Source organism: Shewanella sp. MF05960, assembly GCF_050849305.1.
In the GTDB taxonomy this organism is placed as follows: domain Bacteria; phylum Pseudomonadota; class Gammaproteobacteria; order Enterobacterales; family Shewanellaceae; genus Shewanella.
Genome location: NZ_JBOZPS010000004.1, coordinates 205407 through 223111 on the forward strand (window position 1 = coordinate 205407; position 17705 = coordinate 223111).

12 protein-coding genes are annotated in these 17705 nt (G+C 41.5%); 6 read left to right on the forward strand and 6 right to left on the reverse strand.

Features of this window, described 5'->3' with window-relative positions:
• Positions 1 to 2: 2 nt before the first annotated feature.
• Positions 3 to 2462, reverse strand: a complete 2460-nt coding sequence (locus ACROAE_RS05765; RefSeq protein WP_432400046.1) for an EAL domain-containing protein — start codon at positions 2460 to 2462, stop codon at positions 3 to 5.
• Positions 2463 to 2636: 174 nt separating this feature from the next.
• On the opposite strand from ACROAE_RS05765, the gene ACROAE_RS05770 reads away from it, so the two are divergent.
• From ACROAE_RS05770 to ACROAE_RS05780, 3 genes are all read left to right on the forward strand, one after another.
• Positions 2637 to 5726 (forward strand): CHASE domain-containing protein, encoded by a 3090-nt coding sequence (locus tag ACROAE_RS05770; RefSeq protein WP_432400047.1) that lies wholly within the window; start codon positions 2637 to 2639, stop codon positions 5724 to 5726.
• A gap of 214 nt (positions 5727 to 5940) precedes the next feature.
• A complete protein-coding gene (locus tag ACROAE_RS05775; protein WP_432400048.1) occupies positions 5941 to 6948 on the forward strand; it encodes an ABC transporter substrate-binding protein in 1008 nt (335 codons plus the stop codon).
• Positions 6949 to 6951: 3 nt separating this feature from the next.
• The gene (locus tag ACROAE_RS05780; RefSeq protein WP_432400049.1) at positions 6952 to 8280 is read left to right on the forward strand and encodes a diguanylate cyclase domain-containing protein; all 1329 of its coding nucleotides are present in this window, start codon (positions 6952 to 6954) and stop codon (positions 8278 to 8280) included.
• On the opposite strand, the gene ACROAE_RS05785 is transcribed toward ACROAE_RS05780, so the two are convergent.
• Positions 8250 to 8867 (reverse strand): hypothetical protein, encoded by a 618-nt coding sequence (locus ACROAE_RS05785; RefSeq protein ID WP_432400050.1) that lies wholly within the window; start codon positions 8865 to 8867, stop codon positions 8250 to 8252. The genes ACROAE_RS05780 and ACROAE_RS05785 overlap by 31 nt on opposite strands.
• A gap of 141 nt (positions 8868 to 9008) precedes the next feature.
• Here ACROAE_RS05785 and ubiD point away from each other — a divergent pair, with 141 nt between their 5' ends.
• From ubiD to ACROAE_RS05800, 3 genes are all read left to right on the forward strand, one after another.
• Positions 9009 to 10490 (forward strand): 4-hydroxy-3-polyprenylbenzoate decarboxylase, encoded by a 1482-nt coding sequence (ubiD, locus tag ACROAE_RS05790; RefSeq protein ID WP_432400051.1) that lies wholly within the window; start codon positions 9009 to 9011, stop codon positions 10488 to 10490.
• Positions 10491 to 10568: 78 nt separating this feature from the next.
• A complete protein-coding gene (gene fre, locus ACROAE_RS05795; protein ID WP_432400052.1) occupies positions 10569 to 11267 on the forward strand; it encodes an NAD(P)H-flavin reductase in 699 nt (232 codons plus the stop codon).
• A gap of 151 nt (positions 11268 to 11418) precedes the next feature.
• On the forward strand, positions 11419 to 12000 hold the full coding sequence (locus ACROAE_RS05800; RefSeq protein WP_432400053.1) for a nucleoside triphosphate pyrophosphohydrolase family protein: 582 nt from the start codon (positions 11419 to 11421) through the stop codon (positions 11998 to 12000).
• A gap of 93 nt (positions 12001 to 12093) precedes the next feature.
• Here the strand turns inward: ACROAE_RS05800 and ACROAE_RS05805 are convergent, their stop codons facing one another.
• The 4 genes from ACROAE_RS05805 to uvrD all read right to left on the reverse strand — a co-directional run bounded on the left by ACROAE_RS05805 (position 12094) and on the right by uvrD (position 17539).
• The gene (locus ACROAE_RS05805) at positions 12094 to 13104 is read right to left on the reverse strand and encodes a hypothetical protein (protein WP_432400054.1); all 1011 of its coding nucleotides are present in this window, start codon (positions 13102 to 13104) and stop codon (positions 12094 to 12096) included.
• Positions 13105 to 13290: 186 nt separating this feature from the next.
• A complete protein-coding gene (locus tag ACROAE_RS05810; protein ID WP_432400055.1) occupies positions 13291 to 14211 on the reverse strand; it encodes an alpha/beta hydrolase in 921 nt (306 codons plus the stop codon).
• Between the two features lie 241 nt (positions 14212 to 14452).
• Positions 14453 to 15313: a 4-hydroxybenzoate octaprenyltransferase gene (gene ubiA, locus ACROAE_RS05815; protein WP_432400056.1), complete on the reverse strand. Its 861-nt coding sequence runs from the start codon at positions 15311 to 15313 to the stop codon at positions 14453 to 14455.
• 36 nt (positions 15314 to 15349) lie between these two features.
• Entirely contained in the window at positions 15350 to 17539 is a 2190-nt protein-coding gene (gene uvrD, locus ACROAE_RS05820; RefSeq protein WP_432400057.1) for a DNA helicase II, read from the reverse strand.
• Between the last annotated feature and the right edge of the window lie 166 nt (positions 17540 to 17705).

Here is a 17705-nt window from a genome sequence, read left to right on the forward strand (position 1 = left end):
CTTTAGCTTTCGTTTGCTACCAAAAACGCATTAAAATCCTTTGCAGATAAGGGACGGCTCAATAAATAACCCTGCCCCATAGTGCATTCAAGCTCAAGTAGTGCCTGACGCTGCCCTTCAGTTTCTACACCTTCAGCAATTAACGCCAGTGACATTGATTTTCCTAATGAAATAATCGTTTTTACAATTTCATAATCATGTTTATTATTGAGCATGTCTTTCACAAATGACATGTCAATTTTCATTACATCAACATTAAACTTTTTCAAATAAGATAAACTCGAATACCCAGTACCAAAATCATCAATCGAAATCTTAATACCTAACGACTTTAACTGACTTAATTTGGTTTGCATTTCAGCGGCATCAATCATTAACGCCGTTTCTGTGATTTCAAGTTCGAGTAAATCGGCAGGTAACTGATAATCTGTTAAGGCTTTTTCAATCATATTGGCAAGATTAGGATCGGAAAATTGTGCCACGGCAACGTTAACCGAGACAGGGATTATTCGCCCCATATCAAGCCAGCGCTTTGCTTCTGCACAGGCTTTAAATAACACTTGCTTACCCAGCTTAATAATCAGTCCCGTCTCTTCGGCTAACGGAATAAATTCTATCGGTGAAATATAGACGCCATCTGCGCCCACCAGCCTGACTAAGGCTTCGGCGCCAACAATCTGTTTAGTGGCTAAATCAAACTTGGGCTGATAATGCACAAGCAGTTCATCATTTGCGATGGCATTTCGTAAGCAGGTTTCTAACTGGTGCCGTTCGCGAATGCTACTTTCTAAGTCATGTGAGAAAAAGCTAAACCGATTTCGGCCTTCTTGTTTGGCTCTGTACATCGCTACATCAGCATGACGCATTAACTCTTCGGCATCGGCAGCATCATTTGGGTAAACACTAATGCCGATACTGATCGACACACTGAATTTTTGTCCCGCCAAGGTAAAGGGCTCATGCATGGCCTCGACTAATTTAGAGGCCAACACCGATGACGCTTCTACAGAGTGAGTGTCACTCATCAAAATCACAAATTCATCGCCACCCAGTCTTGCAAGTGTATACGAAGGCGGAATTAACGAGCGCAGACGTTGCGCCATTAAACAAATCATTTCATCACCCAGTTGGTGCCCAAGTGAATCATTTAAGTATTTAAAGTGGTCGATATCGACGAGTAATGCCGCCGCTTTGGTGCCAAAAGACTGCGCTGTAGAGCAGGCTACACTTAAGCGGTCTTGCAATAAAATCCGGTTGGGTAAATCGGTGAGTTGATCATGGTTTGCCAAATGGCTCATTTTCATCGCCATCGCCATCGTTTCACTCACATCATGAAATACCATAATGGCGCCGATCACTTCTCCATTTTCATTACGAATAGGTGCTGCGGAATCTTCAACAGCAAAGACTTGACCGCCTCTGGCCGTTAGCTGACTGTTTAATGCCATCGCCACAATACGCTGTTCACGCAGCGCAATGTAAAGTGGATTGAGCAACGTATGCCGAGTATTGGCGTCACGCAATTGCATCACATTTTCAATCTTTTGGTGCAGCGCATCTTTAATGCGCCAGCCTGTCATGCGTTCAGCTATCGGGTTCATAAAGGTAATGAGCCCTTTAGTATCTGTGGCAATCACAGCGTCGCCGATAGAATTTAACGTGACCCGTAAACGTTCTTTTTCTGAGTATAAGGCTTGTTTTGCATGTTTAACTTCGGACACATCAACCACTGTAACCAAGTAACCATCGACGCCAGCGCTTGATTTCATTTTGGACTGAAAGACTTCATAAAAACTCATGCCCGGTTTATCCGTCACGGTTACGATATATTTCAATGGTTCGGTAGTGACTTCTCGCTGATGCATCAGCACAGCACGACTGAGCTCGTTTGGAAATAGACTGGAAATGTGTTTGCCATTGACCTCGCCAGCTAAGTTGTCAAACCATGCGCCAGAATAATCATTACTAAATAAGTTATTACCTTCATCATCCCAATAGGTAATCAGCATAGGCACTTGGTTAACCAGTTGCTGTAACTCTTCTTTTGCTTTAATAATCAGGTGGTTTTGCTGCCTAAATTTAAGTTGAGTATGCACTCGCAGGCAACAAATAGAGGCATTAAAGGGTTTGGTGATAAAGTCGACTCCACCACTTTCTAGTGCCAGCTTTTCGAATTCTGGTTCAGTATGACCCGTAATGAAGATAATCGGAATATCACTGTAAAGCGGATTAGATTTGAGGGCGCGACAAACTTGCCAACCATCCATATCGGGCATTTCAATATCAAGCAAAATGACATCAGGCTTAATTTTATCCACTAAAGCCAAAGCATTGCTGCCAGACTCCGAGAAATAAATATTGCCAAGAGGTGATAAAATATCTTCTAAAACAAAGATATTTTGAATATCGTCATCGATAATCAAAATTCGATATACGGTGTTAGCTAAACCCGACAACAACATGATCGCCTTTCTCCATTTGGTGACTTAACATCCATTTACCCTATACATATTGTTAGGTTTTTAACGACTTAGTCTATTTTTACATTGTATTAGTCAGTAGAAAACGGTTAGGGTTAAATCCATTAAGCTTTTTCAGCATTCATTCAGCAATGCACATTCAAAACAGGTAGCATTATGCCTAATACGTTTAAAATGGATGCACAGTTCAATACATACAAATGGGCAAACCTAACCTCTATTTTACTCTTAATTATTGGCTTGTTTATCGCTTTTACGCTTAAACACAATACCGAGCAACGTAATACTGTATTGCTACAAAACAGCTTAACTCAACACCTAAATAAAGTCAGTCAAGAGGTGGTCGAACGAGTTAATAAATTTGAATATGGCTTACAAGGATTACGAGGTGCAATCAATACTGTTGGCCTGGATAACTTTCACTACTCACAAAACTTAGCTTACTTCCAAAGTCGAGATTATGCCAGGGAGTTCCCTGGCGCTCGGGGTTTTGGTGTGATAAAAGTTGTGGCCAAAAAAGATTTAAATATTTTTTTACAGCAAGCAAAGCTTGATCGAAAACAAGCGTTCACATTTAAACAGCTAGACGAGCCACAAGACCCTTTATTTATTGTGCAATATATTGAGCCAGAACGCCCTAATATAGAATCGCTAGGGTTAGATATTGGTTCAGAGCAAAAGCGCCGCAGAGCAGCATTATCTTCAGCTATTGCAGGCAGTGCAACACTCTCAGCTCCCATCACCCTAGTGCAAGCAGACAATAAAGTGAACCATGGTTTTTTATTATTACTGCCTATTTTTGAACCGCTTAATACACCTAGTTTAGCGCCACCAGAAGTGCTTGGTTGGGTCTATACACCTTTGCTGATCAATGAAATTCTAGCGACATTAACGGATCAACATAATGGTATAAAACTTGATATAACCGATATTAGCCCAACCAACAATGTGCAATTTTTCACGTCTTCTTTAGCCGATACAAGTGATTCATCAGCATCATTAGCAATAGAGCCGCCAGCAATAGACAATAGCCATATGCACCAACAACAAATACAAATTTATGGTCGCCATTGGCAAATCACGTTCACCCCATCGACACAATGGATAACAGATCTTAACTTAGCAGACCCAGAACGAGTGTTGATGATTACACTGGGCTCCACGCTATTATTGATTGTGATACTCCACGGTTTTTTACGCTATATCACACGAAGAATGGACAATATTAGACAAAAAATATCCTTATCTTCCTTTATCGACAACTCCTCAGAGTGTTTAATCGGTGTAGACAGTAGTTTTGCCATCTTAAATTGGAACCATTCTGCTGCAACTATTTTTGGTTTAGAGGCGGGGTCTTCCAAAAAGCCTATCATTAACTACTTAAGGGAAAGCATATCGCCAGCCACGTTAATTGCCTATTTTAAAAAAGTAGCCCGCGGTCAGCAAGTCGGTAACATTGAGTTTAGCTACCAGCTCAACAACGAAACTGAAGCTCGGTCGCTTGAGTTAACCATTACACCACTATTAAAAAACAATCATTTTTTAGGTGCTAGCTTTACTATCAACGATGTGTCCAACTTCAAATTACTACAAGGTCAATTGCAACAACATAACAGTGAGCTGAAAAACCAAGTAGATGAAAGTAATTTAGAAATTGAGCAAGCAGCTTTATTTCAACAAAATATTTTAAACAACAGCAACGTGATTATTATTGCCACCGACTCATCTGGGCTAATGTCCTTTTTTAGTCGCGGTGCAGAAAAAACCCTGCGTTTTAGTCACGATGAAATGGTCGGTAGTTGCAACCTAACGACGCTGATAAAGGACGTTGGATTACTCAATAATGAAAAACTCAATAATGAAAATGGCAACACCAAAGCGCCAGAGGTTATCCCTCAAGACAGTAAAAAAATATTCAGTTTTTTACATCAGCATTTACAACTGCAAGAGCATCTCACCTTGTCGTGCGCGATAAAGCAAAAGTATGGCGACCATAAACAGATATATTTGCATGTCTCAGCAATAAAACAACGCACATTAGGCATAACGGGGTTTGTATTTGTTGTAGAAGACTTAACCGAAAAAAAGGGCTTATTAAAGCAGCTGCATTTAATCAACAGTGCAGTAGATTGTTCGCAGAACATTTTATTGTGGGTCAATAGAGAGGGCTATATTGTTCACAGCAACACATATGCTGAGCAGATTTTAGGTTACAGCAGTAAAGACATGCAAAGCCAAAATATCGACAGTATATTGGTGCACAACAGCGAGCAAACGTGGCAAGACTTAAAACTCAATTTGCTTAATGGCAGCAATAAGGAACTTGAATATAATATTCATACCATGAATATCCCATCACTACCCGTGCGGATGTCGGCCACATTAATCCGTATTGACGATGTTGAATTTGTTTTTATTGAAATTAAAAGTATCGCAGTAAGACACACCAATTTACCTTTGATGACCACAACAGTAAAAGAATTAAGTGCTAAGCACGTATTACCCATTGCACCGAGTGACTCCGCCAGCATCTTAACCGCTAATAATGACCCTAGTGATGACATTGTAGAAAACACGAGTAATATCAGTATTGAAGATGTTAGTAATAACAGTATTGAAAGCTATTGCGAGCAGCAGAACATCGACTATCAGGGCGCGTTATCTCGCCTCAGCTATAACAAAACTGTCTATCTGAAAGCACTAGAGCTGTTTATGGAAGATATCACTCAATATGCAGCATTAGATGTGTTATCGACAGAGGCTAACACTGAATTCAAAATGATGTTTCATACCCTTAAAAGCTCATCTGCCACATTGGGCTTTACTGAACTAGCCCACTTTGCCAAGCAACAGGAAACAGAGATAAAAACCACTGAAAATTACGATTTAGCACAAGGCTACAGCGCTCTTGTTGGGCAAATAAACCTTACATTGCCTATCGCGCAGGGTTTACTCACTCAACTGCAAGACAAACAGCCTGTAGCAAACGAGTCAGGCGTTAAACCGTCAACAGACATTAGCGATGACGTATTGAGGTTATTTAACATATTACGAGAAGAGATTGGCACATTTAATATGAATGCGACCAATACTTTCCCTCAAATAGCTCATATTCTTAAAATACTTGAGCCAACTGATTATGAGTTATTAGCACATTCAATCAAAAACCTTAAATTCCAACAAGCAGAAGCGATCCTCAATAATATTCAGCCAACGTTACTGCAAAAGTATCAGACAAAGTCATAAAATGAAGCGACGATAACACTGCCAGCTAGGGCTTTTACAATTCCACAGACGGATAAAAATCAATAAGTCGCATAATATGATAGCTAACCAATACTAAAGTATTAGTGTTGTTGTTTGGTTTTATTAATAAAGACTAAATAACACAAATATTTACCCACAAAAATTGTTACCATTACTACACTTAATCATACCCCATACTGATTGAACATAATTAATGACCGTAGCATTTAAAAAGTGTGTCTTTATCATTATTAGCATTAGCGCCTTATGTTGTATCGTTAGCTGTGATTTTTCAGCTAAATCAACATCGCTAAAGGCTACGTCAAAAGAAACCATCACAATTGCCGTATCTAATACTCCATTATCAGCGCCTTTTTTTATTGCTGAGAAAATGGGCTTTTTTGCAGATAATAATCTCAATGTTGAACTGGTCCGATTTGATGGCGGAGTAAATTGCTTTAATGCCTTAATTAACGAACAGGTTGATTTTGCAACATCGTCTGAAACGGTAGTGATGTTTAATAGTTTTAACCGCACTGATTTTTCGGTAATTGCGAGCTTTGTTGAATCTGATAATGACGTTAAATTACTCAGCTTAACCCCAGAAAAGTATCGACAACTTGATAATATTGCCAATACCCGTATTGGCATTATTAAAGGCAGTGCCAGTGAGTTTTTTTTAGACAGTCTATTAATTATGTATAATAAAACTCACCTGCCTATCGAGCGCGTATATTTAACCTCAGACCAACTCATACCTGCATTGCTCAATAATAGAGTAGACATTATTTCGGCTTGGGAGCCATCGAGTTATATGCTGTCAGAACATCTTTCGCAAAACCCAGAAATGATTAATAGCCGTGGTTTATATCATCTGTCATTTAATTTAATTGGACTTAAAAATACCAGTGTTGATACACATCATAAACTTGCACTGCTTAAAGCGATTACTGATGCCACGGTATATATTCACACACACCCAAAACAGGCTCAAAAGATCCTTAGCCAAGTCTTGAATATTACACCATCGCAACTCGAATACTCATGGGCCGACTATACTTTTAGATTGTCACTCAGTAACGCATTGTTTTCTAACATTCAAACTCAAAGTCAGTGGGCGATTGATAACCAATTAGTGCCTAAAGAAAACCGAGTCGATTTCAGACAAGTATTTGACCGGCAACTACTTGAAACCTTTAATAATCAAGAGGCAGGCTGGTAAGTTATGATGTTATCAAAGCGCCTTAAATGGACCGCCATATTATGCTCAATCTTGACATTGATTGTTGGTTTGTCGCTTATTCAAGTTCATAATTATCAGCAAAAAATTTATCGTCAACTTAATTACTCAATGAAGCTGCAACTCAGTATCGACAGCTTACGCAGTCAATTGTGGTTATATCAAGAATATTCAGATAAACAAGGGCTTATTGAACTCAATAACCGTCAAGCAGAGCTCGCCGCGGAGTTATCGCAAGATATTGATTGGGATGTGCAGCAAAAAATCATCATCCAAAATATCAATCGACTCAACACCAATGTCAGAGTATTGATTAACACACAAAATACTCATCACAGCAAACAACTCGATGATGCAGTCAACCCCACAGCAGAGCGATTATTTAAAACAAAATACAGCATGATTATTGAAGAGATGACAGAAGAGATGTTTAGCCTACATCAGTTATCGATTAAACAAGCAAAGATTAAACAACAAAGCTTATTGTGGATGGTTGGTGCTATTTTATTGTTATTAACAACATTAATCACAGCATGGTCGTTTATGACCTTAATCCGCTTTAGAAACGGATTATATTCATTAAATCAAGGTATGGAGGCGCTTGCGTCTGGTGATTTAACCAGCCGGATTGTATTTAGTGACGATGATGAATTGTCTGCATTAGCGGGGAATTTTAATAATATGAAACACTCGCTCACTCAAATTACAGTCAAAAAAGACAGCCTGAAACAAGAGGTCGACCGGCAAACTCATAAACTGATAGAGCAGCAAGACAGGCTTATTTTTCTGGCTGAACATGACGAGTTAACCGGTATCTATAATCGACGCGCTTTTATTAAAAAAATCGACAGTGCCATTGCCAGAGATTTACGTTCCGACGATCAAGCAGCATTACTGTTTATCGATTTAAATAAGTTTAAACAGATCAATGACACGTTAGGCCATAGCGTAGGAGATGAAGTCATTGTTACCCTCGCTCAGCGGTTAATGAGCAACCTAAGAACCACCGATATTGTTGGCCGGCTCGGCGGCGATGAGTTTGTGGTATGGCTAGATTTGATTGCTGAACCTATCGATATCGACCAAAAATTAACTCAGCTTTTAAATCTCATCAAACAGCCGATAAACATTGGGCCTCACACCTTAGAAGTGGGCGCCAGCATTGGCGTTAGCGTGCTACCAAAACACGGATTAAGTAGCAGAGAATTAATCAGCGCAGCAGATACGGCCATGTACCAAGCTAAAGCAGACAACAGTATAGAGTATTGTTATTACGCGGACGATCATGGCATATCAACGTTAGCCAGTTCGTAAGTTTGCGTATTCCAGTCAAAATAATACTCTACCCCTTGCCACTCATACACTGTGCCACTGTCGCGTTGAATGACTTTAGCGTTCTGCGGCAAACTACGTAAACCTTTATTGACCTGAGTGACTATGGTTGTTTGTTGTGGCGCAGACACGCGAGTAGGCACAATAATAGGCTCATCAACGACCCGATAACCTGTTGTTGGCACAATATTAACGCTACGGTAAGGATAAAAACCTTCGTTTTGTCGACGATAATCATAGCGAGAGTTAACACCATAAGGCCAACTCACCCCAATAGTAGGGCCCCAACCACTGTTAATGCCCCAGCCACTGTGAACACCCATACCATTACTCCATCCCCAGGCATGACTTAACCCTAGGCCTAAGCCCAAACGCCAGGGATCTCGATGGCGAGAACGATGCTGTGAATGGCGTCGTCCATCATGTTGGTTACCTACCGAATGTGACTCGCGGGTAAGTCGATCATTATCGACAGGCGCTTTTGCATGAACAGGTACTAATACGCTAGTTAATAAACAAGCACTTACCGCTACAACACTCAGCAATAATGGGGATTTAATTCTTTGCATGGGTCACCTCAACGTCGTCATCGACTGCATTCATTTTACGCTAAGTCGAGATAAAGTCGATATCCTCCATTTTGGCTTAACCCTAAATTAGAAAAATGCTATAGTGCGCGCCATATTGGATTTGATATTCAGGCGGTAAACATGAGTTTTAAGGACTTACGCAGCTTCATCGATCATTTAGAAGCAAATGGCGAGCTAAAACGTATTAGCTACCCTGTTGACCCTTATTTAGAAATGACTGAGATTGCTGATCGCGTTTTACGATCGGGCGGTCCCGCGCTGCTATTTGAAAATCCTAAAAATAACACCATGCCAGTATTGGTAAACTTATTTGGTACCCCCAAACGCGTTGCCATGGCATTGGGCAAAGACGATCCATTGGCACTGCGTGAAGTAGGCGAATTACTGGCTTTTTTAAAAGAGCCAGAACCGCCAAGCGGCTTTAAAGATGCTATAGCTAAAATCCCCATGTTTAAGCAAGCACTCAACATGCCGCCTAAAACAGTACGTAATCCACCTTGCCAACAAGTGGTTAAAACCGGCGATGAAGTCGACCTCACCAGTTTACCTATACAACATTGTTGGCCAGGAGATGTTGCCCCGCTGGTAACATGGGGATTAACGATTACCAAAGGCCCACGTCAAAAACGTCAAAACCTAGGCATTTATCGTCAGCAGCTGTTGGGCAAAAATAAGCTCATTATGCGCTGGTTAGATCATCGTGGCGGCGCGTTAGATTTTAAAGACTTTAAACAGCTCCATCCTGGTGAGCGTTATCCTGTCGTAGTGGCATTGGGCAGCGATCCTGTCACTATTTTAGGTGCTGTGACTCCCGTGCCAGATTCCATGAGTGAATATGCTTTTGCGGGTTTACTGCGCGGCGAACGTACAGAAGTGTGTAAAGCTATTAGTTGCGATCTTGAAGTACCAGCCACCAGTGAAATTATTCTTGAAGGCTATATTGACCCAGATGAGACCGCAGTAGAAGGTCCATACGGCGATCACACTGGCTACTATAACGAAACCGACTCATTCCCAGTATTTACCGTAACTCACATTACTCATCGTAAAGATGCGATTTATCACAGTACCTATACAGGTCGTCCACCCGATGAGCCAGCCATGTTGGGCGTGGCATTAAACGAAGTATTTGTGCCTATTTTACGCAAACAGTACCCTGAGATTATCGACTTTTACTTACCGCCAGAAGGTTGTTCGTATCGTATGGCGGTAATATCAATTCGCAAACAATATCCTGGGCATGCTAAACGAGTCATGATGGGCGCATGGTCTTTCTTGCGTCAATTTATGTACACTAAATTCATTGTTGTCGTTGACGAAGATGTTAACTGCCGTGACTGGCAAGATGTTATTTGGGCCATTACGACCCGTATGGATCCTACGCGCGACACGATGCTAGTTGATAACACCCCCATCGATTATTTAGATTTTGCTTCTCCAGTGGCTGGTTTAGGCTCAAAAATGGGCTTAGATGCAACGAATAAGTGGCCAGGTGAAACCACCCGAGAATGGGGCACGCCTATTGTGATGGACCCTGAGGTCAAACAAAAAGTAGACCAAATTTGGGATGATCTTGGCATTGATGAAAGACCTACGCTGTAACCAGAGTGATCCAATTAGGATGCTATTGGCTATAAATAAGTGATTGATAAAAATTAAAAAGGCCTTAAAGGACGTTAGATGAAAACCATTCGTTGTCAGATTGAAAAAGTCACCCCGTTTAATGACGCTGTTTATCAAGTGTTGCTAAAACCAGAAACCGCCTTTGACTTCAAGGCTGGTCAATACTTGTGTGTAGTCATGGGTGAAAAAGACAAACGTCCTTTTTCTATCGCTTCTGCGCCTAATTCTGCGTTAATCGAATTACATATCGGTGCAGCAGTAAGTGAAAGCTACCCAATGCAAGTGGTAGAACGCTTAAAGACATCAACGCATATCGACATTGAAGCACCTGCTGGTGATGCATACTTACGCAGCGACAGCCACAGACCTCGCATTTTAATTGCTGGCGGCACGGGTTTTTCATACATAAAAAGTATTGTTGAACAGCAAATTGCTAACGGCGAAACCATTAATACAAAATTGTATTGGGGTTGTCGTAACGAAGAGGCCATGTACTACCAAGACATTGCACGTCAATGGCATGCAGACCACGAATGGTTAGAGTTTATCCCAATTGTTGAAATAGTTAGCGACACTTGGCAGGGCAAACAAGCCAACCTGCTAGAACAAATTAAGCATGATTTTATTAGCTTAAACGGTTACGACATCTACATCGCTGGTCGCTTTGATATGGTTGGCGCAGCACGTGAGTTATTCCGCGAACTTGGTGTTGAAGAAGCCCACTTATACGGCGATGCTTTCGCATTCATTAAGTAAGCTATATCCGGATAAGCATTAAGGTTAACTAAACCTGTCAGTAAATCGTCATAGAACCGGCAAACTTGCCGGTTTTTTTATTCGATTAACGCTTTGTATTCCACGACTCATTTATTTAAAATTATGTCACATTTATCATTAAGGTAATCCTATGAAACTCAGTCAATTAACTCAACCAATCTATGACCATTTATATCGCGATATTTTTGAGTTTCGCAGCACCTTTGATTTACCGGTTAACGACAGTGCTAGCTTAGATGATAAAGCCGATACGCTGCACACCTCATTAATTATTGAAGAAATGACCGAGTTAGCTGAAGCAGACTCGCGCATTGAGCAAGCCGATGCGATTGTAGACTCGGTGTATGTGTTAATGGGCCGTCTAGTCCACCTAGGCGCGGCTCAGGTAAGCGATCGCATCGAGATAAGCTATCTTATAGATATACTGCTTAACGTGGCTAAAAACCGTGAAATCGACTTCATTCAATGCTGGGATGAAGTTCACTCTAGCAACATGAGTAAAGTGTGCCGTAACCAGCAAGAGCTAGATGAAACAATTGCTCACTATGCTAAGCAAGGTGTCGAAATTGTGGGCAGTGTGAAAGGTGAGTTTATTATTGCCAAGTGCGCTAAAGATGTTGATATGGCCGGTAAAGTTGTGCGTCAAGGTAAGGTGCTGAAATCTGTTTATTACCGCCCAGCAGACTTAACGACGTTAGTGGTTAATGAGTAAAATATTCAAGACTCGTTTATTCAGTCTTGTAGAATTAACCATAAAAATGCGCTTTAAAAGCGCATTTTTTATGGAAATTTAGTGCTATGCCGCTTACGACAATTTAGCATCGTTGAGTGTGTTAATTAGGCGCTGCGGCTCATCTACACTCAAATGTATCACTGTCATCGGTTCGGGTAACTGCCCCATACCGCCATGATAAATAACCGGACGGTTTAGCGTAACAGTGACATTACTTTGTCCGCGGCCGATACTCATTGTCTCCGCTCCATCTTGGTTTAACTCTGTTGGTTTTTGCTCAGTAACATCAGCAATATCCGCTATATTAACCACCATAAATCCCCATAATGAGTTATTAATAACCAGATTATCTCTCATTAAATACAACGAGTAATAACGCGACAGCCTATGATTAGCAACTATCGACATTAAGGTGTAGCCGATAATACTCGAGACAATAATGGCCACCCACTCGCTCCACGACACCAGTAAAAAATAACTGCTACATGATGCAATAATACAGCCGGTTAACATCAACCACACATGCCAGCGCACGGCACTCTTAAGGTTAATGTTGGCAATTGCTGGCGGATGATTGCGTGAAAACCACGGAATAGAATAAAACCAGTTTGTCGCTTCGCTCGCCATAATAAGCGCAATCGTTAAACTTTTATCATCGCCTTCACGATAAGTTTCAACGGCGCCAACTCGTGGATCTCCTTTAAGCTTACGTACCTTTAATAACCCGCGCACCACACTCACAATCAAATATAATTCAATCACCAGCAACACGGCAATAATCGGGTAGCGTAACCAGGCAATAAATTCAAAGTAATGGGCAATTTCAGCTGGGAAACTTAACCGCGCAACAAGGCTGCTTAAACTGAAAACAACAATCAACTTCCACAGTTTTTGGGCGCCCTTTTTAATAATGCAATACCAATAACTTAAGGGCAGAAATACAAAATACAGTGCACAAATAAAGTACAAAGCTCTTTTGTCAGCATCGCTAGCTAACGTCTCTGGCGTCCAGTTAACACCTATCACGAAACTGAATATCATTAAGACTAAAAAAATTAACCGGTACTTTACAGCTGCTCTCATTCAATACTCTTCCTTGGTCTATTTTAATCACATTAATACTGTGTGCTAAGTATAGATATTGGGGCAACATCTATTTAAACAAGTTATTAACATAACAATAAAAGTGACCAGTAAGGATTTTGATTGCATACAAAGTTGTTACAGGAAATGACCAATACAAATGAGTTTTTTATCTAGTCGCTTGAGCTAATCAGCGCGTTTAAATAACCAAGATAAACCATGGATAGCTGTTGTTGGAAACGCCATTGAATGATCGGCTTCAGGGATCACCAAGAGTTTTAGCTGCAATGTGTCCGCTTCGACAGAGGGATGAGAGAGGAGTATTTGATAAAACGCCTGAGCATCGGCCACCATGTGATGATTATCGTGAGTATAAGGCGGCCTTTCTAATTCGCCAATACCAATAAAGACCTTAGCGGATATGGCGGGTATTTGGCTAAAGCCTTGAGTAAATTGTTGTAACAAGTGCTTGTTATCAAACCACAAAGAAGGGCTGCCCAGCACATAGTTGGTAAATAATGTAGGTTGCTCCAGTAACACATATGCACCAAATAACCCTCCGAGCGAATTCCCCATAAAGGTATTTTGCTGGGTATCAACACGATAATAATGCTCAACAAAAGGCATGACAGTGTCGCGTATAAAGCGAACATGCCGTTTTGCCTCACCGGTGTTGAGTTTCCAACTCGGATCATGGCTTGGAGTATAATCTCGAATACGACTAGACGCCCCTTTACTGCCCTTTTGATAGCCTATTACGACTAAAATGGCTTGATGCATCATATTACTGTTCATCGGAAATCGTGTTGCGCCGGAAACCACTTGCATACTGTACATGCCATCGGTCATGTAGATAACAGGATAAAAGTGAGTGCTATTTTTTTGATAATCTTTAGGTAATTTGATCATCACCTGATAATCACGGCCACCATCTTTAAGGGTAAACTGAAGGGTGCGAGGAATATTAACCGCAGCGGCCGAAGCATAAGCATCGACCCACTGACTCGCTGGTTTTGATTGCACATTGTCGCTGCCGTCAGCACTTGCAAATGAGCTATTAGTTAAGCAATAGCCACACAGCAAGAGGCCAATAAAGCGGTATATCATGTTATTTAACCTGAGCTCGGATTAAGGGATGAACTTATACTACTCAAAATCAACATGTTACCCCTTCTCTCTTTCAAGCTTGTCATTTGTTCTGCTAACAAGGCGAACTGACGCGTCAATAGCTAGCCTATTGTAAGTCGATTCAACGCAGTTAGCAGGGCAAAGGACTGTTTGAAAGGCGTTTATTATCCCGAGCTCAGGTTATTTAGCATCCCTGCCATAATCCATCTACCACATTACGTTAAAGCATGTAGTCCAGCGATAGCGAAATAAACAGTATCATTCCAGCCCAGTTGTTATTTAAAAAGGCTTTAAAACAGGGCGCGCGCTCACGACGATAAATAAGCCCTTGTTGGTAAACGGCAAAGCCAATAAAGCTCACAATGCCTAAAGCGTAAATCACACCACGCTCAGCCAACACGCCAGCCATAATAAAACACCCTAACGCAGCAAGTTGAAATAAACCAATAATCTGCCTATCGAATCGGCCAAATAAAATCGCAGTAGACTTAATCCCGACCTTTAAATCGTCATCACGATCGACCATGGCATACATGGTGTCGTAAGCCACCGTCCAACACCAGTTAGCCATAAATAACCACCATGCCTCAACGGGGACTTCTCCCAGCTGTGCGGCATAGGCCATCGGTATAGACCAGCTCCACACTATGCCTAAAAACATCTGCGGCATATTGGTAATCCGTTTCATAAACGGGTACATAATCGTCAGTATAATGCCAACGACCGACAACTGTACTACCAACGGATTAAGCCATAACACTAAGCTAAATGCGGCTAACCCAAGCACCACAAATAAGCAAAGCGCCTCTTTGATACTGACTTCGCCCGACACCAATGGGCGCATATTGGTGCGCTCCACATGTGCATCTAAATTGCGATCAGCATAGTCATTAATAATGCAGCCGTTGGCTCGCATTATGACCACACCCACAATAAAAATAAGCAGTACAGTAATATAAGGCATGCCTTGCGCTGCTAATACTAACGCCATTAAACAAGGCCAGAGTAAAAGCAACGTACCTATGGGTCTATCGATTCGCATTAATCGTGCATAAGCACGAAGTTTGTCTTGCAATGACATCGATGTCATATCTCCATGATTTCGCATGTTGACAGCTTAACAACGCTCTAACTTAGCGAGTGATACCAATAACCATTTACTGCCGAAATCAACAAAATTGACTTGTACACGGCCTTTTTCACCCGAGCCTTCAAAGCTTGTGACAATGCCTTCACCAAACTTAAAGTGCTTCACTCTAGAACCCACTTTATGACCGGTGTCATTAAACCCATGAGGTTTTTTAGTCGCCACTGCATCTGCCGCTCGCGATGGGAAACGCTGGCTAACAGAAGGCTTAACCTGAGCACGGATACGAATTTGCTCAACAAACTTTTCAGGAATTTCATTGATAAAGCGTGATGGGCTAGCATAATCTTCACGACCATAAATACGGCGAGATTCTGCATAACTGATGTACAGTTTTTTCATCGCACGAGTCATGCCCACATAGCACAAGCGGCGCTCTTCATCTAAGCGATCGCCCTCATCTAACGCCATCTTGCTCGGGAATAAGCCTTCTTCAACACCCGCCATAAAGACCATCGGGAATTCAAGTCCTTTGGCTGAATGCAATGTCATTAATTGCACAGCATCAGTAAAGGCATCGGCCTGTCCTTCACCAGCTTCTAATGCCGCATGTGATAAGAAGGCATTAAGCTCGCCCATATCTTCAAGCTCTTCTGGCATTTCAAAACTGCGGGCAGCAGTCACTAATTCGTTTAAGTTTTCAATACGCGCTTGGGCTTTTTCGCCTTTTTCAGCTTCGTACATGGTCCGTAAACCGGAACGTTCAATCACGCTATCAGCCATTCGATACAGCAACATATCGGCAGTATCTGTGCGCATCGAAATAATGAGTTCCATAAAGCCACGCACTGCATTTGCTGCACGGCCGGCTAATACTTTTTCTTCAATTAAGTGCACACTGGCTTGCCACAACGTTAACTGATGCTGTTTGGCAGTAGAGCGCAAAATATCTAAGGTGCGATCGCCAATTCCACGTGCTGGTGTATTCACCACACGTTCAAATGCGGCATCATCATCTTTATTATTGATAAGACGCATATAGCCCATCGCATCTTTAATTTCCTGGCGTTCGAAGAAGCGTAAACCACCGTAAATGCGGTAAGCTAAGCCTTTGTGTAAAAAGGCTTCTTCGAGCACTCGTGATTGCGCATTTGAGCGATATAAAATAGCGCATTCACTTAAGCTGCCGCCTTTTTCTTGCCAGTCACTAATGCGCGCTACAATAAATTTGGCTTCGTCCATTTCATTAAAGGCACAATAAACTGAAATAGGTTCGCCATCTTTATCTTCGGTCCATAACTCTTTACCTAAACGGTCAGGGTTATTGGCAATCACGGCGTTAGAGGCGTTCAAAATATTCGCTGTTGAACGATAGTTTTGCTCTAAGCGGATAGTTTGTGCACCAGAAAAGTCTTTCAAGAAACGGTGCAAGTTTTCAATTTGTGCGCCGCGCCATCCGTAAATAGACTGATCGTCATCACCGACAATCATCACGTTAGCCGTATTACCCGCTAATACGCGGATCCAAGCATATTGAATGGCGTTAGTATCTTGAAATTCGTCAACCAAAATATGGCGGAAACGCTCTTGATAATGCGCTAATAAGTGTGGCTTATTGAGCCATAACTCATGAGCACGTAACAGAATTTCAGCAAAATCAACCAAGCCTGCGCGATCGCACGACTCTTGATAAACTTTATAAATATTCAGTAAATTTTGCTCAATAGGAAATCCACCCGCATCAATATGCTTAGGGCGTAAACCTTGGTCTTTTTTACCGTTAATGTAACCTTGAGCCTGACGAGGAGGATATTGCTTCTCATCTAAGTTAAGGCTCTTAAGAATACGTTTAAGCAAACGTAACTGGTCGTCAGAATCAATAATCTGGAAAGTTTGCGGTAAATTAGCATCTTGATAATGGGTACGCAATAAACGGTGGGCCAACCCATGGAAGGTGCCTATCCACATGCGGCCCATGTTAGTACCGACCACTTTTTCCACGCGCTCACGCATTTCTGCTGCCGCTTTATTGGTAAAGGTGACTGCCAAAATAGAATATGGACTTTGTTGTTCTACTTGCATTAACCACGCAATACGATGAGTTAATACACGGGTTTTACCACTGCCGGCACCCGCTAACACCAACATATTTGAAAGTGGCGCGCCAACTGCCTCACGCTGCTTATCGTTTAGGCCGTCTAATAATGATGATACGTCCATTTTTCCTCCCAGAAATCTGCGATGTATTATATATCAATTAGCGTTGGAAAGCCGTGCAATAGTTTACCTATTTGGGGCGAGAAACCTAGAATACAGCGAGTGATAAGGCTTAAAGCTGCATTAGGACTAAATTGACAATGACAATCACGAAAATTACTATACAAAA

Bases quoted from the DNA above. Each gene is read 5' to 3' on its own strand.
- fre (WP_432400052.1), top strand. From the start codon at position 10,569: ATGAAAACCATTCGTTGTCAGATTGAAAAAGTCACCCCGTTTAATGAC.
- ubiD (WP_432400051.1), top strand. From the start codon at position 9,009: ATGAGTTTTAAGGACTTACGCAGCTTCATCGATCATTTAGAAGCAAAT.
- ACROAE_RS05805 (WP_432400054.1), bottom strand. From the start codon at position 13,104: ATGAGAGCAGCTGTAAAGTACCGGTTAATTTTTTTAGTCTTAATGATA.
- ACROAE_RS05765 (WP_432400046.1), bottom strand. From the start codon at position 2,462: ATGTTGTTGTCGGGTTTAGCTAACACCGTATATCGAATTTTGATTATC.
- ACROAE_RS05780 (WP_432400049.1), top strand. From the start codon at position 6,952: ATGATGTTATCAAAGCGCCTTAAATGGACCGCCATATTATGCTCAATC.
- ACROAE_RS05810 (WP_432400055.1), bottom strand. From the start codon at position 14,211: ATGATATACCGCTTTATTGGCCTCTTGCTGTGTGGCTATTGCTTAACT.
- ACROAE_RS05775 (WP_432400048.1), top strand. From the start codon at position 5,941: ATGACCGTAGCATTTAAAAAGTGTGTCTTTATCATTATTAGCATTAGC.
- ACROAE_RS05785 (WP_432400050.1), bottom strand. From the start codon at position 8,867: ATGCAAAGAATTAAATCCCCATTATTGCTGAGTGTTGTAGCGGTAAGT.
- ACROAE_RS05770 (WP_432400047.1), top strand. From the start codon at position 2,637: ATGCCTAATACGTTTAAAATGGATGCACAGTTCAATACATACAAATGG.
- uvrD (WP_432400057.1), bottom strand. From the start codon at position 17,539: ATGGACGTATCATCATTATTAGACGGCCTAAACGATAAGCAGCGTGAG.
- ACROAE_RS05800 (WP_432400053.1), top strand. From the start codon at position 11,419: ATGAAACTCAGTCAATTAACTCAACCAATCTATGACCATTTATATCGC.
- ubiA (WP_432400056.1), bottom strand. From the start codon at position 15,313: ATGTCATTGCAAGACAAACTTCGTGCTTATGCACGATTAATGCGAATC.